This window comes from Enterobacter cloacae complex sp. 302F9, from assembly GCF_050030335.1.
Lineage (GTDB): Bacteria > Pseudomonadota > Gammaproteobacteria > Enterobacterales > Enterobacteriaceae > Enterobacter > Enterobacter hormaechei_C.
This window is the reverse complement of the sequence record NZ_JBLGUC010000001.1, coordinates 4591700-4609328: the sequence shown is the minus strand read 5'-3', so window position 1 is coordinate 4609328 and position 17629 is coordinate 4591700. Positions and strand designations below refer to the sequence as shown.

15 protein-coding genes are annotated in these 17629 nt (G+C 57.3%); 7 read left to right on the top strand and 8 right to left on the bottom strand.

Annotated elements, in window-relative coordinates; genetic code table 11:
• Positions 1–57 precede the first annotated feature (57 nt).
• The 3 genes from mtlR to ACQG0T_RS22355 form a co-directional block, all read right to left on the bottom strand.
• A complete protein-coding gene (mtlR, locus tag ACQG0T_RS22365) occupies positions 58–648 on the bottom strand; it encodes a mannitol operon repressor MtlR (RefSeq protein WP_017382580.1) in 591 nt (196 codons plus the stop codon).
• Entirely contained in the window at positions 645–1793 is a 1149-nt protein-coding gene (gene mtlD, locus ACQG0T_RS22360) for a mannitol-1-phosphate 5-dehydrogenase (protein ID WP_017382581.1), read from the bottom strand. Before mtlD ends, mtlR begins: the two co-directional genes overlap by 4 nt.
• A gap of 101 nt (positions 1794–1894) precedes the next feature.
• Positions 1895–3802, bottom strand: a complete 1908-nt coding sequence (locus ACQG0T_RS22355) for a PTS mannitol transporter subunit IICBA (protein WP_015572764.1) — start codon at positions 3800–3802, stop codon at positions 1895–1897.
• Between the two features lie 436 nt (positions 3803–4238).
• Between ACQG0T_RS22355 and ACQG0T_RS22350 the strand changes: the two genes are divergently transcribed.
• The 3 genes from ACQG0T_RS22350 (at position 4239) to selB (ending at position 8171) form a co-directional block, all read left to right on the top strand.
• Positions 4239–4847 carry a glutathione S-transferase gene (locus ACQG0T_RS22350; protein WP_015572763.1) on the top strand — a complete coding sequence of 203 codons (609 nt, stop codon included), beginning with the start codon at positions 4239–4241 and terminating at the stop codon, positions 4845–4847.
• A 103-nt stretch (positions 4848–4950) separates the two neighbouring features.
• A complete protein-coding gene (gene selA / locus ACQG0T_RS22345; protein ID WP_017693787.1) occupies positions 4951–6336 on the top strand; it encodes an L-seryl-tRNA(Sec) selenium transferase in 1386 nt (461 codons plus the stop codon).
• Entirely contained in the window at positions 6333–8171 is a 1839-nt protein-coding gene (selB, locus tag ACQG0T_RS22340) for a selenocysteine-specific translation elongation factor (protein WP_023295607.1), read from the top strand. Before selA ends, selB begins: the two co-directional genes overlap by 4 nt.
• Positions 8172–8174: 3 nt before the next feature.
• On the opposite strand, the gene ACQG0T_RS22335 is transcribed toward selB, so the two are convergent.
• On the bottom strand, positions 8175–9059 hold the full coding sequence (locus ACQG0T_RS22335; protein ID WP_015572761.1) for an ROK family protein: 885 nt from the start codon (positions 9057–9059) through the stop codon (positions 8175–8177).
• A gap of 166 nt (positions 9060–9225) precedes the next feature.
• Between ACQG0T_RS22335 and aldB the strand changes: the two genes are divergently transcribed.
• From aldB to ACQG0T_RS22320, 3 genes are all read left to right on the top strand, one after another.
• Complete coding sequence (gene aldB / locus ACQG0T_RS22330) at positions 9226–10764, top strand: aldehyde dehydrogenase AldB (RefSeq protein ID WP_006808612.1); 1539 nt, start codon at positions 9226–9228, stop codon at positions 10762–10764.
• A gap of 249 nt (positions 10765–11013) precedes the next feature.
• Complete coding sequence (locus ACQG0T_RS22325) at positions 11014–11199, top strand: type II toxin-antitoxin system HicA family toxin (RefSeq protein ID WP_071788668.1); 186 nt, start codon at positions 11014–11016, stop codon at positions 11197–11199.
• Between the two features lie 14 nt (positions 11200–11213).
• Positions 11214–11618, top strand: a complete 405-nt coding sequence (locus ACQG0T_RS22320; protein ID WP_023295606.1) for a type II toxin-antitoxin system HicB family antitoxin — start codon at positions 11214–11216, stop codon at positions 11616–11618.
• Between the two features lie 55 nt (positions 11619–11673).
• Here ACQG0T_RS22320 and ACQG0T_RS22315 read toward each other — a convergent pair whose 3' ends face one another.
• Positions 11674–13623, bottom strand: a complete 1950-nt coding sequence (locus ACQG0T_RS22315; protein WP_058685868.1) for a glycoside hydrolase family 127 protein — start codon at positions 13621–13623, stop codon at positions 11674–11676.
• Positions 13624–13633: 10 nt separating this feature from the next.
• Positions 13634–15034, bottom strand: a complete 1401-nt coding sequence (locus ACQG0T_RS22310; RefSeq protein ID WP_017693791.1) for an MFS transporter — start codon at positions 15032–15034, stop codon at positions 13634–13636.
• A 225-nt stretch (positions 15035–15259) separates the two neighbouring features.
• Between ACQG0T_RS22310 and ACQG0T_RS22305 the strand changes: the two genes are divergently transcribed.
• Complete coding sequence (locus ACQG0T_RS22305) at positions 15260–16078, top strand: AraC family transcriptional regulator (RefSeq protein ID WP_032649828.1); 819 nt, start codon at positions 15260–15262, stop codon at positions 16076–16078.
• Here ACQG0T_RS22305 and araD read toward each other — a convergent pair whose 3' ends face one another.
• On the bottom strand, positions 16079–16774 hold the full coding sequence (gene araD / locus ACQG0T_RS22300) for an L-ribulose-5-phosphate 4-epimerase (RefSeq protein ID WP_015572759.1): 696 nt from the start codon (positions 16772–16774) through the stop codon (positions 16079–16081).
• Positions 16768–17628 carry an L-ribulose-5-phosphate 3-epimerase gene (locus tag ACQG0T_RS22295; protein WP_017693794.1) on the bottom strand — a complete coding sequence of 287 codons (861 nt, stop codon included), beginning with the start codon at positions 17626–17628 and terminating at the stop codon, positions 16768–16770. Before ACQG0T_RS22295 ends, araD begins: the two co-directional genes overlap by 7 nt.
• Position 17629 lies beyond the last annotated feature (1 nt).

Sequence of the window (17629 nt, the reverse complement as noted above, 5' to 3'; positions counted from 1 at the left end):
ACAAATAACTCTGAAAACGGGGAATTTACAGGGAAGGATACACCAATGTGTGCGGGCTTACTTCTGAAACGCTTTTTTTAAGCTGATTTTAGAAATCAGCTCAGTCAGGGAAAGCACCATGGTGGAGCGCACAACCTGTTGATAACGCAGCTTTTGCATCGCGTACAGATCAGGGTCGCTGTTATCAAACTGAGGTGTGGGAGGGAGCGCGGATACGCAGTGCAGTTCGCCGAAGGGCCCCAGTATCTCATCATCGGTAAAGGTGTACTCATTACCGTCATGATTGAGCTCTTCGCGCAGCGCCATTAACAGCTCGGCGTCTTCATACTCCTGGCGGTTCAGCACGCCAAGACCGTAAATCAGCTTCAGCCGTACCGATAAATCGCCCAGCGGTCCGTCTCCGTCCAGTAACGGTTCTACAGCATACTTTACCGCGTAGTCGTCTTTGCGAAACACCTGAAGCACCAGAATGTTCACCGCCTCGGTTAACAGCTCGACGGCGGCAATCAGGAAACTCCGTACGGTTTTGCCAGCATTCAGACGCTCAAGCACACGATTTTCAAAGGCCTGGGTTTGTTCCATTATTGCCTGCATATCTGACAATCTGTTATTCGGGCGCAGGCTAACCTGCGCCGGACTCTGCATCATTTGGTTGCGTTGTATGCGCTGACCGCCTCCGCAACTACGTCACTGTTGGCATCCAGACCGGAGATCTGCGCCAGCGCAGCCTGCGCGCCTTTGTCATCAATCAGCTGAGCCAGCTCAATCGCCTGCGGGTCCTGCTCGCTGCGGTAGTGCATGGCGGCAGCGATGCCCTTCACCAGGTTAGCGTGCGGCAGGCCGTATTCCAGCGTGCCCAGCAGCGGTTTAATCAGGCGGTCGCCCGCGCTTAGTTTACGCAGCGGCTGACGACCCACGCGCTCAACGTCATCTTTCAGATACGGGTTTTCAAAACGACCGAGGATTTTCTGGATGTATGCCGCGTGTTTATCAGCATCAAAACCGTAGCGTTTGATCAGCACCGCGCCGCTCTCTTCCATTGCCCCTTTGACCACCGCACGGATGTTCTCATCGAGGATCGCGTCACGAATCGTCTGATGACCGGCCAATTTTCCGAGGTACGCGGTTATAGCATGCCCGGTGTTCAGCGTGAAGAGTTTACGTTCGACAAATGCCATCAGGTTATCGGTTAATTCCATTCCCGGAATGGTCGGCAGCGCGCCCTTAAACTGGGTTTTATCAACGATCCACTCGCTGAAGGTTTCCACGGTCACTTCCAGCGGGTCGTTGGTGGCGGATGCTGACGGCGGAACGATGCGATCCACGGCGGAATCCACAAAACCCACGTGCGCTTCAACCCAGGCTTTATCTTCGTCGGCGACGGCCGCAAGAACGTGGCCTTTCAGCTGCGTGGTGCCGCGCACCATGTTTTCACAGGCGATGATGTTCAGCGGCGTTTCAACGCCCTGTGCTTTACGCTTCGCCAGGCCTTTCGCGACCGCCGGGGCGATACGCTCAAGCACCACCGGACCCACGGCGGTGGTGACCAGATCAACGCTCGCGATGAGGTCAATCACGTCGTCGCCAATGCTGCTTACCGCGTTGACGCCAGAGACCGTTTCAACCTGTTCGTTTTCACCCACCACGTGAACCTGATAGCTATGACGGGCATTCAGGGCATCCAGAACCACCTGATTCACATCGGCGAATGTCAGGGTAATGCCCGCGTCTGCCAGCAGTTTACCGATAAAGCCACGACCAATATTACCTGCGCCAAAATGTAATGCTTTCATAGTGTTAACCTTCATCAATGTTTTTACCCGAGAGGGCTGGGGTGAGGAACGTTTTCCCCTCACCCTAGCCCTCTCCCCGGGGGGAGAGGGAAGAGGCGCTGTTATTTGTTCAGCAGGGCCAGAACTTCTTCAACGCTGGTGGTGTTGGCCAGACGCTCAATAACCGTTTCGTCATCCAGCGCGTTGGTCAGGCTGGTAATCACCTGGATATGCTCGTTGTTGCGAGCGGCGATACCAATCACCAGACGGGCGATGTCGTCCTCTTCTTCACCGAAGCGCACACCATCAGGATACTGACAGAACACCACGCCGGTTTTCAGCACGCGGTCTTTGGCTTCCACCGTACCGTGCGGAACCGCGATGGATTCACCCAGGTAGGTTGGGGTCAGCTTTTCGCGTTCCAGCATCGCCTCAACGTACTCAGGCTGAACGTAGCCGCCTTTCACCAGCTGCTCACCGGCGAAGCGAATGGCCTCTTCTTTATTGGTCGCCGTGCGGCCAAGGAAGATGTTTTCAGCGCCCAGTTTGAACAGATGCGCGTTGCTCTCGTCGAAGCTGTCTTGCAGGCTGGTACGCACTTTCACTTCGTTATCTTCATGGCGCTGCGCCGCCACCAGGCGTTCGGTCAGGCTGGCGTACAGGCCGCTGTCGAGGAAGTTGGTCAGGGAAATGTGCTGTGCCTGCGGTACCTGACGCATAGCGCGTTCGGTCAGATCGCGGTGCGTGATCACCAGGTCAACGTCCGGCGGCAGGCTGTTAATCGCGCTGTTGGTGACGGAGATGTTGGTCAGACCCGCATCCTGCACTTTCTTCCGCAGTACGCCCGCACCCATTGCGCTGGAGCCCATACCGGCATCACAGGCCACGATGATTTTACGCACGTGGCTCAGGTCGTTAGAGACATCACCCGCCGCCAGCGGCGTTGCGCCTTTGGATTCGGCTTTCATGTCATGCATACGACGGGTTGCCGCTTCGATATCGTCGTCTTCTTTCACCTTGCTGGTTTTCAGCAGGATAGCGGAGGCCACGAAGGAGACCGCCATGGCCGCACAGATCGCCGCGATGTTCGCGAAGTAGGCGCCTTTCGGGGTCATCGCCAGCACCGCCAGGATAGAGCCTGGAGAAGCAGGAGACACCAGACCACCGCCCAGTACGCTCAGGGTGAACACGCCGGTCATTCCGCCAAGGATAACGGCCAGGATCAGACGTGGGTTCATCAGCACATACGGGAAGTAAATTTCGTGAATACCGCCCAGGAAGTGAATGATCGCCGCGCCGCCAGCAGACTGTTTCGCGCTGCCGCGACCAAAGAACATGTACGCCAGCAGAACGCCCATACCTGGACCCGGGTTCGCTTCAATCAGGAAGAAGATGGACTTGCCGAGATCGTGTGACTGCTGAATACCCAGCGGTGAGAAGATACCGTGGTTGATGGCGTTGTTCAGGAACAGGATTTTCGCTGGTTCAACAAAGATAGACGCCAGCGGCAGCATGTCGTGCGCCACCATGAAGTTAACGCCCGCCGCCAGCAGCTTGGACAGCACTTCAACCGCCGGGCCAATGCCGAGGAACGCCAGAATGGCGAGGATCATCCCGATGATGCCCGCAGAGAAGTTGTTCACCAGCATTTCGAAGCCGGATTTGATCTTGCCATCAACCCAGACGTCGAATTTCTTGATTGCCCAGCCGCCCAGAGGACCGGCGATCATCGCACCGAGGAACATCGGCATATCCGCACCGACGATAACACCCATGGTTGTGATGGCACCCACGACACCACCACGGTCACCGCCCACCAGACGACCACCGGTATAACCGATGAGCAGCGGCAGGAGATAGGTAATCATTGGGCCAACAAGTTTCGCCAGCGTTTCGTTAGGCAACCACCCTGTCGGAATAAATAATGCGGTGATAATACCCCACGCGATAAACGCGCCGATATTTGGCATCACCATGTTGCTGAGGAAACGACCAAAGCTTTGCACTTTGATCTTGAAATCGGATGACATAAAACACCCCTTCTTATGTTTACGCTTAGGCTTGTGGCCCGAGGTTTATCGTTAATGTGCGGCGGCAGAGGTAGCCGGGCCCTGTTCTGATGCTGTGAAATCTGGCACTGAATCGTTCAACTGTCCAGACAGCGAAATTTTGTGTGATCTGAATCACATGAATGTAGGGGGTGAGGACATTAATGAAGTGATCGCGATCACATAATGAGTGTGTAAAAAAAATACATCGCTCAGAAATACGCCAAAATGGACGGTGTTTTGTGATTTATATCACAATGTTAAGTTGGCTGTTTGTTTCCAGATTGTGATTTGATTCACAAAATATTTTTATGCAGATTTCTCCCGTATCCCCTCATGGCAGGAATGCGATACGCACACCTGCCTTTTTCCGCGGCTTGATCCATACTGACCTCTTTGTGGGCATTAAGGATAAGCAATGAAACTCATCGGCAGTTATACCAGTCCTTTCGTGCGTAAGATTTCGATTCTCCTGCTGGAGAAAGGGATTGAATTTGAATTCGTGAATGAACAGCCCTACAACGCAGAAAACGGCGTTGCGCAGTACAACCCGCTGGGGAAAGTCCCGGCGCTGGTAACGGACGAGGGCGACTACTGGTTTGATTCCCCGATCATTGCGGAGTACATCGAGCTGCTTGGCGTTGCGCCAGCCATGCTGCCGGCGGATCCAAAAGCAGCGCTGGCGATGAAGCAAATTGAAGCCCTGGCGGATGGCATTATGGATGCGGCATTGACGTCCGTACGCGAGCAGGCAAGGCCCGCCGCCCAGCAGTCAGAAAATGAGCTGCTGCGCCAGCGCGAAAAAATCAGCCGCAGCCTGGATATGTGCGAACAGCTGATCCGCGACGGGAAAATTCAGAGCGATAGCCTGAATCTGGCGACGATCGCCATCGCCTGCGCCATTGGTTACCTCAATTTCCGCCGCGTCTCGCCGGGCTGGTGCGTGGATCGTCCGCTGCTGGTCAAACTGGCGGAGACGCTCTTCCAGCGCGAAAGTTTTGCCCGGACTGAACCGCCAAAGGCTTGATGCGGGTTATAACACTTACTGGCGGGAGGCGGTACAATCCCCCCACATGTTAACTCCCTCTCCCGTCGGGAGGGGGGAAGATATTTACTCGCCAGGCGCATTCATGACTACTCATCATTCCCTCTACAGCCAGATCCCCGCTACCGATCGTCTGCTTCGTGACCCGCGCATCACTGCGGTGCTGGAGCAGTTTGGCCATACTGCAACGGTCGACATGCTACGCCAGCTTCAGGACGATGCGCGTCGCCATATTCAGGCTGAGAACGCGCTACCCGGCTGGTGCGTGGCGTGGGAGCAGGAAGTTGAACGCAGGCTGAGCAAGCACGGGCAAAGCGCGTTGCGCCCGGTTATTAACCTGACAGGCACGGTTCTGCACACCAATCTGGGCCGGGCACAGCAGGCCGAAGAGGCAACAGAGGCCGTCACCCGTGCCATGCGCTCGCCGGTGACGCTGGAGTACGATCTGGACGGCGCCGGGCGTGGGCATCGCGATCGCGCACTGGCGGATCTTCTCTGCCAGATCACCGGCGCGGAAGATGCCTGCATTGTGAATAACAACGCGGCGGCGGTGCTGTTAATGCTGGCGGCCACCGCGAGCGGAAAAGAGGTTGTCGTCTCTCGCGGCGAGCTGGTGGAGATCGGCGGGGCGTTTCGTATTCCGGATGTCATGCGCCAGGCGGGCTGCACGCTGCATGAAGTGGGCACAACCAACCGTACCCATGCAAAAGATTATCGCGCGGCGGTGAATGAAAACACCGCCCTGCTGATGAAAGTGCATACCAGCAATTACCACATTGAGGGTTTCACCAAAACGGTGGAAGAGGCCGAACTGGCCGCCATTGGGCGCGAGCTAAACGTGCCGGTGATTGCCGATCTCGGCAGCGGGTCGCTGGTGGATATGCGCCAGTACGGTCTGCCGAAAGAGCCCATGGTGCAGGAAATGGTTGCCGCGGGCGTAAGCCTGGTCAGTTTCTCCGGTGATAAATTGCTGGGCGGGCCGCAGGCGGGGATTATCGTCGGCAGGCGCGAGCTGATTGCGCAGCTACAGCAGCATCCGCTGAAGCGCGCCCTGCGTGCCGATAAAATGACGCTGGCCGCGCTGGAAGCCACGCTGCGGCTCTATCTCCACCCGGAGAAACTGGCTGATCGCCTGCCCACGTTGCGTTTGCTGAGCCGTGATGCGGCCTCCATTCGCGCGCAGGCGGAAGCGCTACTGCCGCAGGTTGCTCCTCATTACCCTGAGTTTGACGTTCGTAACGAGCCTTGCCTGTCGCAAATTGGCAGCGGCTCGCTGCCGGTGGACAGGTTACCGAGCGAAGCGCTGACGTTCACCCCGCGCGACGGACGCGGAAGCCAGCTTGAGGCGCTGTCGGCGCGCTGGCGCGCATTACCGACGCCGGTGATTGGCCGGATCGGTGACGGGCGCATGTGGCTGGATTTACGCTGTCTGGAAGATGAAGTGCGGTTTCTGGAGATGATGTTGAAATGATTATTGCCACCGCCGGTCATGTTGACCACGGCAAAACCACGTTATTGCAGGCCATTACGGGCGTGAATGCCGATCGCCTGCCGGAAGAGAAAAAGCGCGGCATGACCATTGACCTGGGTTACGCCTACTGGCCGCAGCCCGACGGTCGCGTGCTGGGCTTTATCGACGTGCCCGGCCACGAGAAGTTTCTGTCCAATATGCTCGCGGGCGTGGGCGGGATCGATCATGCTCTGCTGGTGGTCGCGTGCGATGACGGGGTGATGGCGCAAACGCGCGAGCATCTGGCGATCCTCCAGCTGACGGGAAACCCGCAGTTGACCGTCGCCCTCACCAAAGCGGACCGTGTGGATGAGGCGCGTATCGACGAGGTGCGTGAAGAGGTGCTGGCGGCGCTGAGTGAGTACGGTTTTAAGGATGCCGCACTGTTTGTCACCGTGGCGACAGAAGGCCGCGGTATCGACGCTCTTCGCGACCATTTGCAGCAGATCCCGTCTCGTGAACATGCCAGCCATCACCGCTTCCGTCTGGCGATAGACAGGGCGTTTACCGTGAAAGGGGCTGGGTTGGTGGTGACCGGCACCGCGCTGAGCGGCGAAGTGAACGTGGGCGATACCCTGTGGCTGACGGGCGTGAACAAACCGATGCGCGTGCGCGGGCTTCACGCGCAAAACCAGCCGGTGGAACAGGCCCACGCCGGGCAGCGTATCGCGCTGAATATTGCCGGTGATGCCGAAAAAGACCAGCTTAACCGCGGCGACTGGCTGCTGGCCGACGCACCGCCGGAGCCTTCTGAACGGATCATCGTTTCTCTCCAGACCCATAATCCGCTGACCCAGTGGCAGCCGCTGCATATCCACCACGCGGCCAGCCACATCACCGGACGCGTGTCGCTGCTGGAAAACGATCTCGCCGAACTGGTGTTCGACTCCCCGCTCTGGCTGGCGGATAACGACCGCCTGGTTCTGCGCGATATTTCGGCGCGGGAAACGCTGGCGGGCGCGCGCGTGGTCATGCTGGATCCGCCCCGTCGCGGCAAGCGTAAGCCCGAGTATTTACAGTGGCTGGCCGCACTGGCCCAGGCCCGCGATGATAAGTCTGCGTTAGATATCCACCTTGAGCGTGGTGCGGTGAATCTGGCGGCGTTCGCCTGGGCGCGCCAGCTCAGCGGCGAAGGATTGCGTCTTCTGACGCAGGAGCCAGGTTTTATTCAGGCCGGCAACAGCCTGCTGAACGCGCCGGTGGCGGCGCGCTGGCAGCGCAAAGTGCTGAGCACGCTGGCGACCTACCATGAACAGCATCAGGATGAGCCCGGCCCGGGCCGTGAACGTCTGCGGCGCATGGCGTTGCCCATGGAAGACGACGCGCTGGTGCTGTTGCTGATTGAAAACATGCGTGAAAGCGGCGTGATTGCAAGTCATCACGGCTGGCTGCACCTGCCGGAGCACAAGGCCGGTTTTACCGCTGAGCAGGACGCGGTCTGGCAAAAAGTGGCGGCGCTGTTTGGCGATGAACCGTGGTGGGTGCGCGATCTGGCGCGTGAAACCAATACCGATGAGCAGCTGATGCGTCAGGTACTGCGCCATGCGGCGCAGCAGGGGATGATTGTGGCGATCGTGAAAGATCGTTATTACCGCAACGATCGGATCGTGGCATTTGCGAACCTGATCCGGGAGCTGGATCAGGCGCGCGGATCAACCTGCGCCGCAGACTTCCGCGATCGGCTGAACGTGGGACGCAAACTGGCGATTCAGATCCTGGAGTATTTCAACCGCATCGGGTTTACGCGTCGTCGTGGCAATGACCATGTGCTACGCGACGCGCAGTTATTTCCCTAAGCGTTAAGCGCTGCGCGCCTGCTTCTGCTTAGCCAGCCAGACCGCGCCCAGCCTTCCCGCCTGGTTACCCAGCTCGCAGGGAAGGATGGGCACCCGGAGCGCTTCCCACTCCTCGAATCGCTGTAGGTATTTATCCAGCAGGAGATAGATTTTCTCCTGCTCGCTAATGCCGCCGCCAATCAGCACCGCCTGCGGATCAAACATGGAGATCACGCTGTAGATGCCGCGCGAGAGGAAATGCGCCCACTCTTCTATGGCCTCACGCAGATGCACGTCGCTGTCCATGCGTCTAAACAGCTCCTCACCATCAGGCATCTCATCTTCCGACACGGCCAGCGCGCGGCGGCAGGCTTTCATCAGGCCGCTGGCGGACGCCACTTCGTGCATCGGCTCGCCGTTGTTGCCAACGGGCAGCACGCCAAACTCACCCGCCCGGTAGTGCGACCCACGGTAGAGATCGCCCTCCATGACGATACCGCCGCCGATGCCGGTGCCGATGGTGATGCAGACGAAATGCTCATAGTCCTTACCGGCGCCCTGCCAGCGTTCGCCCAGCGCCGCGCAGTTGGCGTCATTTTCGGTTGTTACGGGGAGATCGGTCAGCTGTGCGAAAAGCTCGCACAGGTTTTCACCGTCAAGGTAATCCAGCGCCCCGGCCTTGGCCGCTTCGCCGGTATGGTGATTGATGTGGCCCGGAAAACTCACGCCGATGCCGACGATCTCATGCTCCTGGCGGTACTTATCCACCACCGCTTTCCACTTCTGTTTGAAGGTGCTTTCATCGTCAGGCGTATCATATTCATCGGATGTCAGTTCTTCGCCGTTTTCGTTGATCACGCCGTGTTTGATGTGGGTTCCGCCCACGTCAAAGCCGATAAATAGCTGCATTGCATTGTTCCTCATGAGCCCCTGAGCTATTAAGTATGGCTCCGGCGGCAGAAACGAAACGTAAAGTACGGTAATCCGTGATACGGCTCGTAAACCCGTTACCGACTGGCGAGAAAATCACCAGCCGGAACTACCCTTGTTGTACACCTACTGCAAGGAGACGGTCATGACAAACAATCCTCCCTCATCGCGTATCCAGCCAGGCGAGTATGGTTTTCCTCTTAAGCTGAAGCCCCGCTATGACAACTTCATCGGCGGCGACTGGGTGGCGCCCGTCGACGGTGAGTACTATTCCAACCTGACGCCCGTTACCGGCCAGCCGCTGTGTGAAATTGCCAGTTCGGGCAAGCGGGATATCGATTTAGCGCTGGATGCGGCGCATAAGGCGAAAGATAAGTGGGGACAAACGTCCGTTCAGGACAGAGCGGCCATTTTGTTCAAAATCGCCGATCGGATGGAGCAGAATCTGGAGCTGCTGGCGACCGCGGAAACGTGGGACAACGGCAAGCCGATCCGGGAAACCATGGCGGCGGACGTGCCGCTGGCGATTGACCATTTCCGCTATTTTGCGTCCTGCATTCGTGCCCAGGAGGGGGGAATAAGTGAAGTTGACAAAGATACCGTGGCGTATCACTTCCACGAGCCGCTCGGCGTGGTGGGGCAAATTATTCCGTGGAACTTCCCGCTGCTGATGGCGAGCTGGAAAATGGCGCCCGCGCTGGCGGCGGGTAACTGCGTTGTGCTGAAACCTGCACGCTTAACGCCGCTTTCGGTACTGCTGCTGATGGAGGTGATTGGCGACCTGTTGCCGCCGGGGGTCATTAACGTGGTCAACGGGGCCGGGGGAGAGATCGGCGAATATCTGGCTACTTCAAAGCGTATTGCTAAAGTGGCGTTTACCGGCTCAACGGAAGTGGGTCAGCAGATCATGCAGTACGCCACCCAGAACATCATTCCGGTCACCCTGGAGCTGGGCGGGAAATCGCCGAACATCTTCTTTGCCGACGTGATGGATGAAGAGGACGCCTTCTTCGACAAAGCGCTGGAAGGGTTTGCCCTGTTCGCGTTCAACCAGGGTGAAGTCTGCACCTGTCCGAGCCGCGCGCTGGTGCAGGAATCCATTTATGAGCGCTTTATGGAGCGGGCGATCCGGCGCGTGGAGTCGATTCGCAGCGGTAATCCGCTGGATAACGTCACCCAGATGGGAGCGCAGGTATCGCATGGCCAGCTGGAAACCATCCTCAACTATATTGATATCGGCAAAAAAGAGGGGGCCGATGTGTTGACCGGCGGTCGTCGTAAGGTGCTGGGCGGCGATTTGCAGGAGGGTTACTACCTTGAGCCGACCATCCTGTTCGGTAAGAACAACATGCGCGTTTTCCAGGAGGAAATTTTTGGACCGGTGCTGGCCGTCACCACGTTTAAAACCATGGACGAGGCGCTGGAGCTCGCCAACGACACGCAGTATGGCCTGGGGGCGGGCGTCTGGAGTCGTAACGGTAATCTGGCCTATAAAATGGGCCGCGGCATTCAGGCCGGACGCGTATGGACAAACTGCTATCACGCCTATCCGGCTCATGCGGCGTTTGGCGGCTACAAACAGTCGGGCATCGGGCGTGAAACCCATAAGATGATGCTGGAGCATTACCAGCAAACGAAATGTCTGTTGGTCAGCTACTCCGATAAACCGCTGGGGCTGTTTTAATCTCCGGGCTCAGGTCGTCCCGGGTAGGGTGACCTGAGCCGGGTTAAAGCCGGGTGGCGGCTTCGCCTTACCCGGCCTACGAGAGTGTCCGCATTTTTATCTGCAACATGACATGCCTCCTTCTTCTTTTCTCGACGCCTCTTCCTGTTTCGACAAAGCCTGGCTGCACTGCCTTTTTTAATGCGCTAATGTCATTCAATCCAGTAGTGGTGGTGTGTATCATGTGTATAATCAGGGAAGGGTTGGGATGTGAAAAGTGCGGATATCATTGCTGTTCTGGTTAGCCATGGCTGGAAATGTGTAAGAACGAAGGGAAGCCATCATCAGTTTCGCCATCCAGTGCAAAAAGGGTTGGTAACCGTTCCGCATCCTAAAAAGGACATTAAACCGGGCACTCTCGCACAGATCTGGCGACAGGCGGGCATTAAACACTGATATCAGGAGTAGTTATGTTTTATCCGGCTTACATTCATTCTGATTCCGACGGTAGCGCCAGCGGTTTCTTCCCCGACGTTCCGGGATGTTTTTTTGCGGGGGATTCACTTGATGACGCTTTTCAGGATGCACGTGATGCGCTCACGGCGCACTTCGAAGCGCTGTTTGAAATGGATGAAGCATTGCCTCTCCCGGGTAGTGTCGAAGTGCACCTTGAAAATCAACCTGACGACTTCACAGGCGGGCAATGGTTGCTGGTGGATATTAATATGAAGCAATTCGACGGCAGAGCCGAACGCATCAACATCACGATGCCTCGACGTTTGCTGGTGAAGATTGATTCCTTTGTCAGCGAGCATCCTCAATTCGGCAATCGAAGCGCATTTCTGGCCGAGGCAGCACGTCGCGTGCTGCCGTAGCATTAACCCTCTCCCGTGGGAGAGGGCTGGGGTGAGGGCAACAGGCCGCAGTTATTCAGCTTTCATCCACCCATATCCGCATTTCCCCTTCTCCCCGGTTTGCCCAGCTGAACCACGGAATAAAGGTCAGCGTCCGGGGCTGACGTTCTACCGGCGAGTGGTCGTACTGCCACAGGGCATCAGTGTCCTTCGCCTGACACCCGATCCCTTCCGCCTGTATCAGCATCTTGTGCGCGAAAATGCCTTTGCCTTCGAAAACCCGAAACGCGCTGTCCTGGGGCAAAGAAAGGTTATGCAGATTTGCGCCGTTATCGGCTTCTTCCAGGCAGTAAACCAGCGGTCCACGCTGCAATGCGACTTTCCCCGCCTGCTGGCGCACCTGCGGGTTGCCGTACACGCGGCGGACCGGCATCGGTAACGTCAGCGTCAGCGTGTCGCCTTCCTGCCAGCTTCGGTTGAGGTATAAGTATCCACGGGAGACCTCGCCTGTAATGGCCTGACCATTGAGCGAAACAGCCGGTTCCGCACACCAGTCCGGCAGCCTCAGGGCCAGCGTGTGAATCACCGGAACTGGTGAGGTAATCTCGATTTTCACCTGCTCATGCCACGGATAGTTCCCGCTAATCCGCAGCTGGAGGATGTTATCCCCAACTGGAATGGCGACGTCGTTCCCCACGTACAGGTTGATCAACAGCGCGTCCGGGCGAACGGTATAAATGTAGTGCCCCAGCGAGGTCAGCACGCGCGCAATATTCGGCGGGCAACAGGCGCAGCCGAACCAGCGCTGGCGCACCGGTTTGACGTGGTCATAGATATGGTTAAAGGCCAGGGTTTTCGGGTGCACTTCCAGCGGATTCACATAAAAGAAATGCTTACCATCCAGCGCCATGCCGCCCAGCACCGTGTTGTACAGCGCGCGCTCCATCACGTCGGCGTAGTGGCCGTCCGCCTCCATCTCCAGCATCCGGCGGGCAAACATCATCAGGCCGATGGAGGCGCAGCTTTCGGCGTAGACCGTATCGTTGGGCAGATCGTAATCGCTGCTGAACGCCTCGCCGCTGCTTTGGGAGCCAATCCCGCCGGTGATGTACAGCTGGCGCTGTGCCATGTTGTTCCACAGCCGCAGGCAATCCTGACGTTTCCCCTCGTCGCAGCTCAGGCGCGCCAGATGTGCCATGCCCGCCATCAGATAGACAAAACGCACGGCGTGGCCGATGGCCGTTTGTTGTTCCGCAAGGGGCAGATGCGCCTGGCTGTAGGCTTTGTCCTTGACCATCCACGCCGGGCCATAGGTGTTCCAGTATGACGTTCTGCCGCGCTTCTCGTATTCGATATCGTAGAAGTGAGGCTGCGCGCCGCGTTCCTCAATAAAGTATTTCACCAGATTGAGATAGCGTTGCTCCTGCGTGACGTCGTACAGCCGCATCAGCGCCAGCTCGATTTCCGGGTGGCCAGGGTAACCGTGCAGCTGGTTTTCGCCCGGGCCAAACACGCTGTCGATATGATCCGCCAGCCTGCACACCACGTCCAGCAGGCGGCGTTTTCCGGTTCCCTGGAAATACGCCACGCCCGCTTCAATCATATGTCCGGCGCAGTACAGTTCGTGGCATTCGGCCAGATTGGTCCAGCGCTCGGCCGGTGCTTTCACCGTGAAATAGGTATTGAGATAGCCACCTTCGCACTGCGCCGCTGCGACCAGCGCGATCACCTCGTCGGCGGTTTTTTCCAGTTCAGCATCCGGCTTCTGGCACAGCGACCACGCCACGGCTTCAAGCCATTTCGCCACGTCGCTGTCCTGAAAGACCATCCCGTAGAACTCCCCCTGTTCCAGACCGGCCGCAATGCGGAAGTTGGCGATGGCGTGGCTGGGTTCGGCCTCCGCCACGCGATCGTTAAGCGCATCCCACTGGTAGGGGATCACCACATCGCGGACCAGCCGTTGGTACTGACCAAGAAACGGGTCGTTGATTTTCAGCTGATGCAGGTCGGCTTCCATTATGGTCATATCGTTCTCCTCAGGACTGTACATGACGCTGGCGCAAATCGGTGGCAATGCGCGACATCACGGGATTGTTAAGCCTGCACCAGCGGATAGCGACCGCCAGCAGCAGGTGGAAAAGGGCAGGAAGCAGCGTCTCCATGGCGGTGATGCCCTGCAATGAGGCGGGTGTCTGGTTACCTGCGCCTGGCTGATAGGCCACGGCAATAAACACCAGGCTGATGATCCCAGCGCTGGATGCCCACGCGAGCTTGATGAAAAACAGATTGAAGGCGAAGTTCATCCCCGATGAGCGCACGCCGGTTTTCCATTCGCCGTAGTCATCGGCAAAGGCCATCAGCGAGAAGTGCAGCGGCAGGGTGAAGCCCAGGATCACGCCGTTACTTAAAATCACGATCAACCAGAGCGTCTGGTGCGCCGGGCCACCCGGCAGGAACCACATTCCCACCGCAAGCGCAGCGAGTATCAGGTTGGTGTAGTAGTAGAGTTTGACGGTATCAATCCGCCGCGACAGCGGACTGACGATCACCGCGCCCAGAATAGCGGCAAAGGTCACCATGGTGAAAAACAGCGAGGTGTACGCCGTGCTGCCCTGAAGCACGTAGGTGATGAAGTACATGTATCCGCCGCCGCGAATGTTGAAGACGTTGATCAGCAGAAACGACATCACCAGCATCAACAGCAGCTGATCGTTTTTCCGCAGGCCCGCCAGGTGCTCGCGCAGGGTGAATTTACCCATCAGCGCAAGCGGGACGCGCTCGCGCACCCAGAAGAAGCAGCACAGGAACATCACCACGGCGATGGTGCACAGCACGCCGACGCCCAGCTGATAACCCCGGGCGGTATTGCCCTGTCCCAGCTCTGACACCAGCCACGGCAGGCCAACGGAGACCAGAAAGCCCGCCACGCCGCACAGTACGAAGCGCCAGGACTGGCAGGATATAACCTCGTTGTGGCGGGTGGTCATGGTGTTGATCAGCGCGCAATATGGCACGTTGATGGCGGTATAGCCCACTGAAAGCAACAGATAGGTGCCGAACGCCCAGGCGATTTTCACGCCCATACTGGCGTCCGGGACGGTGAAGGTCAGCACGCCGACGATCCCGATGGGAAGCGCGACCCACAGCTGCCAGGGACGAAAACGCCCCCAGCGGCTCTGCGTGCGGTCGGCAATCACGCCCATCACCGGATCGGAAATCGCGTCAAATACCCGAAGGGCAATAAACAGCGTGCCCACCAGCGCGGGCGTCAGGCCAAATACATCGGTATAGAAAAAGGTCAGAAAGTTCATGATCAGGCAGGTAATTACCGTGCCGCCCGCGTCGCCCAGGCCGTAGCCAATTTTCTCGCGGACTGACAGCCGGTCATCGGCTGCCTGTTTTGCAACTTCTGCGTCTGTAATCGGTGTGGAAGTCATGGGGTAACTCCTCGATAAACGATTTTTTATCGTATTTGTGCAAGGTACCCCATTTATTCTGCATTCAACGGGCAGACCAACAAGGGAAGGGAAAAGTATAAAAAGGTGACGATTCCGACCTGATGGTGAAACTGTGAGTTTGATCGAGCCGTTCTGCTGATATTTATTAATAATCAAGGGATAAAGAAAATATTAGCCACCAAAAAAGCGGAAAAATGAATATCCATGCTTGAATTATCCATAGCACTTCCGATTAGAGTTCAAAATGGCGGGTTATTTATCTCCCGGGGCGTGGGCCGTCATCCCGCACGAAAATTATCTTCGTGGGAGATAATTTTTGTCGAAAAAGGGACATTAACGATCCAGGAGGAAAATACGCTGTTTGAGGTAAACGCTGGCGAGAGTTTATTACTTTGGCCGAAGCGGCGGCATGTCGGCGTGGAAGATTTTCCGGGCGATCTCAAATTTTACTGGCTGCATTTTGAGGTGGATGAACGCTTGCCGGTGTTGCCAGGCGCGACGCCGCTGTCGATTGAGCAACACTGTAGCGTGCGGGATCCGCAATATGTTATTGCGTTATTCCGTCAGTTTTTAAGCGAGCAGGAAAAATTACAGCGTAGCCAGGCGCTGGAGATAATTTTGCTGTTAATTTTGCAGCAGATATCGCTCTCGCCGGGATATGAAGATAAAGCGGATGATGCGGGCGCGGCAATGGCATGGAAGGCCAAGCAGCTTATCCGCACGCACTTTCATTTGCCCCTGTCTACTTCGCAGCTGGCGAAAGAACTGCACTGCAACGCAGATTACCTGGGGAGAGTATTTCGTCGGACGTTTCATTTAACCCTGACGGAGGCAATTCACCGCCAGCGCGTCAGGGCCGCTGAAAAACTGCTGCTGAACGATGCGGCCTCATTAACTGAAGTGGCCGCCCGGTGCGGTTTTAATGACGTGGGTTATTTCCGGCAAATATTCTCAAAACATACCGGGTTAACGCCCGCCGTCTGGAAACGGCGGTACTGTAAAGAGCATATTAATTCCGGATGATCACTGGCCGTAATAGGCATTTGCGCCATGCTTGCGCAGGTAATGCTTATCCAGCAATTCCTGCTGCATAACCGGAAGCTGAGGTGCAAGCTGGCGCGAGAAAAGCCCCATATAGGCGCACTCTTCCAGCACCACGGCATTGTGTACCGCATCGGCAGCGTCTTTGCCCCAGGCAAACGGGCCGTGAGAATGAACCAGCACCGCCGGGACCTGCATCGGGCTTATGTCGCGCTCCTCGAAGGTTTTGATAATGACTTCCCCCGTCTGGTATTCATATTCACCCGCGATTTCAGCCGTGGTCATCAGCCGCGTGCAGGGGATCGCACCGTAAAAATAGTCCGCGTGCGTCGTTCCCCACGCGGGTAAATCCTGCCCCGCCTGCGACCAGATGGTGGCGTGGCGGGAATGGGTATGCACAATGCCGCCAATTTCCGGGTAACGACGATACAGCGCGAGATGGGTCGGGGTGTCGGAGGAGGGCTTTTTACTCCCCTCGACCACTTTTCCCGTGGCGATATTTACCACCACCATATCTTCTGCGTTCATCACGTCGTACTCCACGCCGGATGGTTTGATCACCATCATGCCGCTGGCACGGTCAACCGCGCTGACGTTGCCCCAGGTGAACGTCACCAGCTGGTGGGCGGGCAGGGCGAGATTTGCCGCCAGCACCTCGGCTTTGAGTTGTTCTAACATGTCATGCCTCCTTCCTGCATTCGGGCTTCAATCCAGCGGCGCGCCTGGATGATCTCCAGCACCGGCTCTTTGGCTTTCTCGGTCCACATTTCAATCAGAAATGCGCCGCGATAATTAAGTTGATTCAGCGTGTTAAACACGCCAACGAAATCGACGCAGCCCTCGCCAAACGGCACGTCGCGGAACTGTCCGGGGCTTTGCTCGGTAACGGGCCGGGTATCTTTCAGGTGGATAGCGGCGATGCGGTCAATGCCCAGCGTCAGCTCGGCGGTGACGTCGTTGCCCCACGCGCTCAGGTTGCCGACGTCCGGGTAAACGCTGAACCACGGCGAGGCGAGCATGTCGTCCCACTTTTTCCACTTGCTGATGGAGTTCATAAACGCAGTGTCCATGATCTCTACCGCCAGCATTACCTGCGCGGCGGCAGCCTGCTCTACGGCCCACGCCAGCCCTTCGGCAAAGCGCTGTTGCGTGCCCTCATCGTGCTCCTCGTAGTACACGTCATAACCCGCAAGCTGGATGGTGCGAATACCCAAATCACGGGCCAGCCGGATGGCTTTGGTCATGATCTCGCGGGCGCGTTCGCGCACGATTTCATCGCGGCTGCCAAACGGGAAGCGACGATGGGCAGACAAGCACATCGACGGGATGGCCACGCCGGTCTCCAGCATCGCTTCCACAAGAGAGGCGCGCTGCGTGGTACTCCATTCAAGGCGCGATAAACGCTCGTCGGTCTCATCCACCGACATCTCCACAAAATCGAAGCCGCAGCTTTTTGCCAGAACCAGGCGCTCCGGCCAGGAGAGATCTTTTGGCAGCGCTTTTTCGTAAATGCCTAACGGATGCTGACGCATG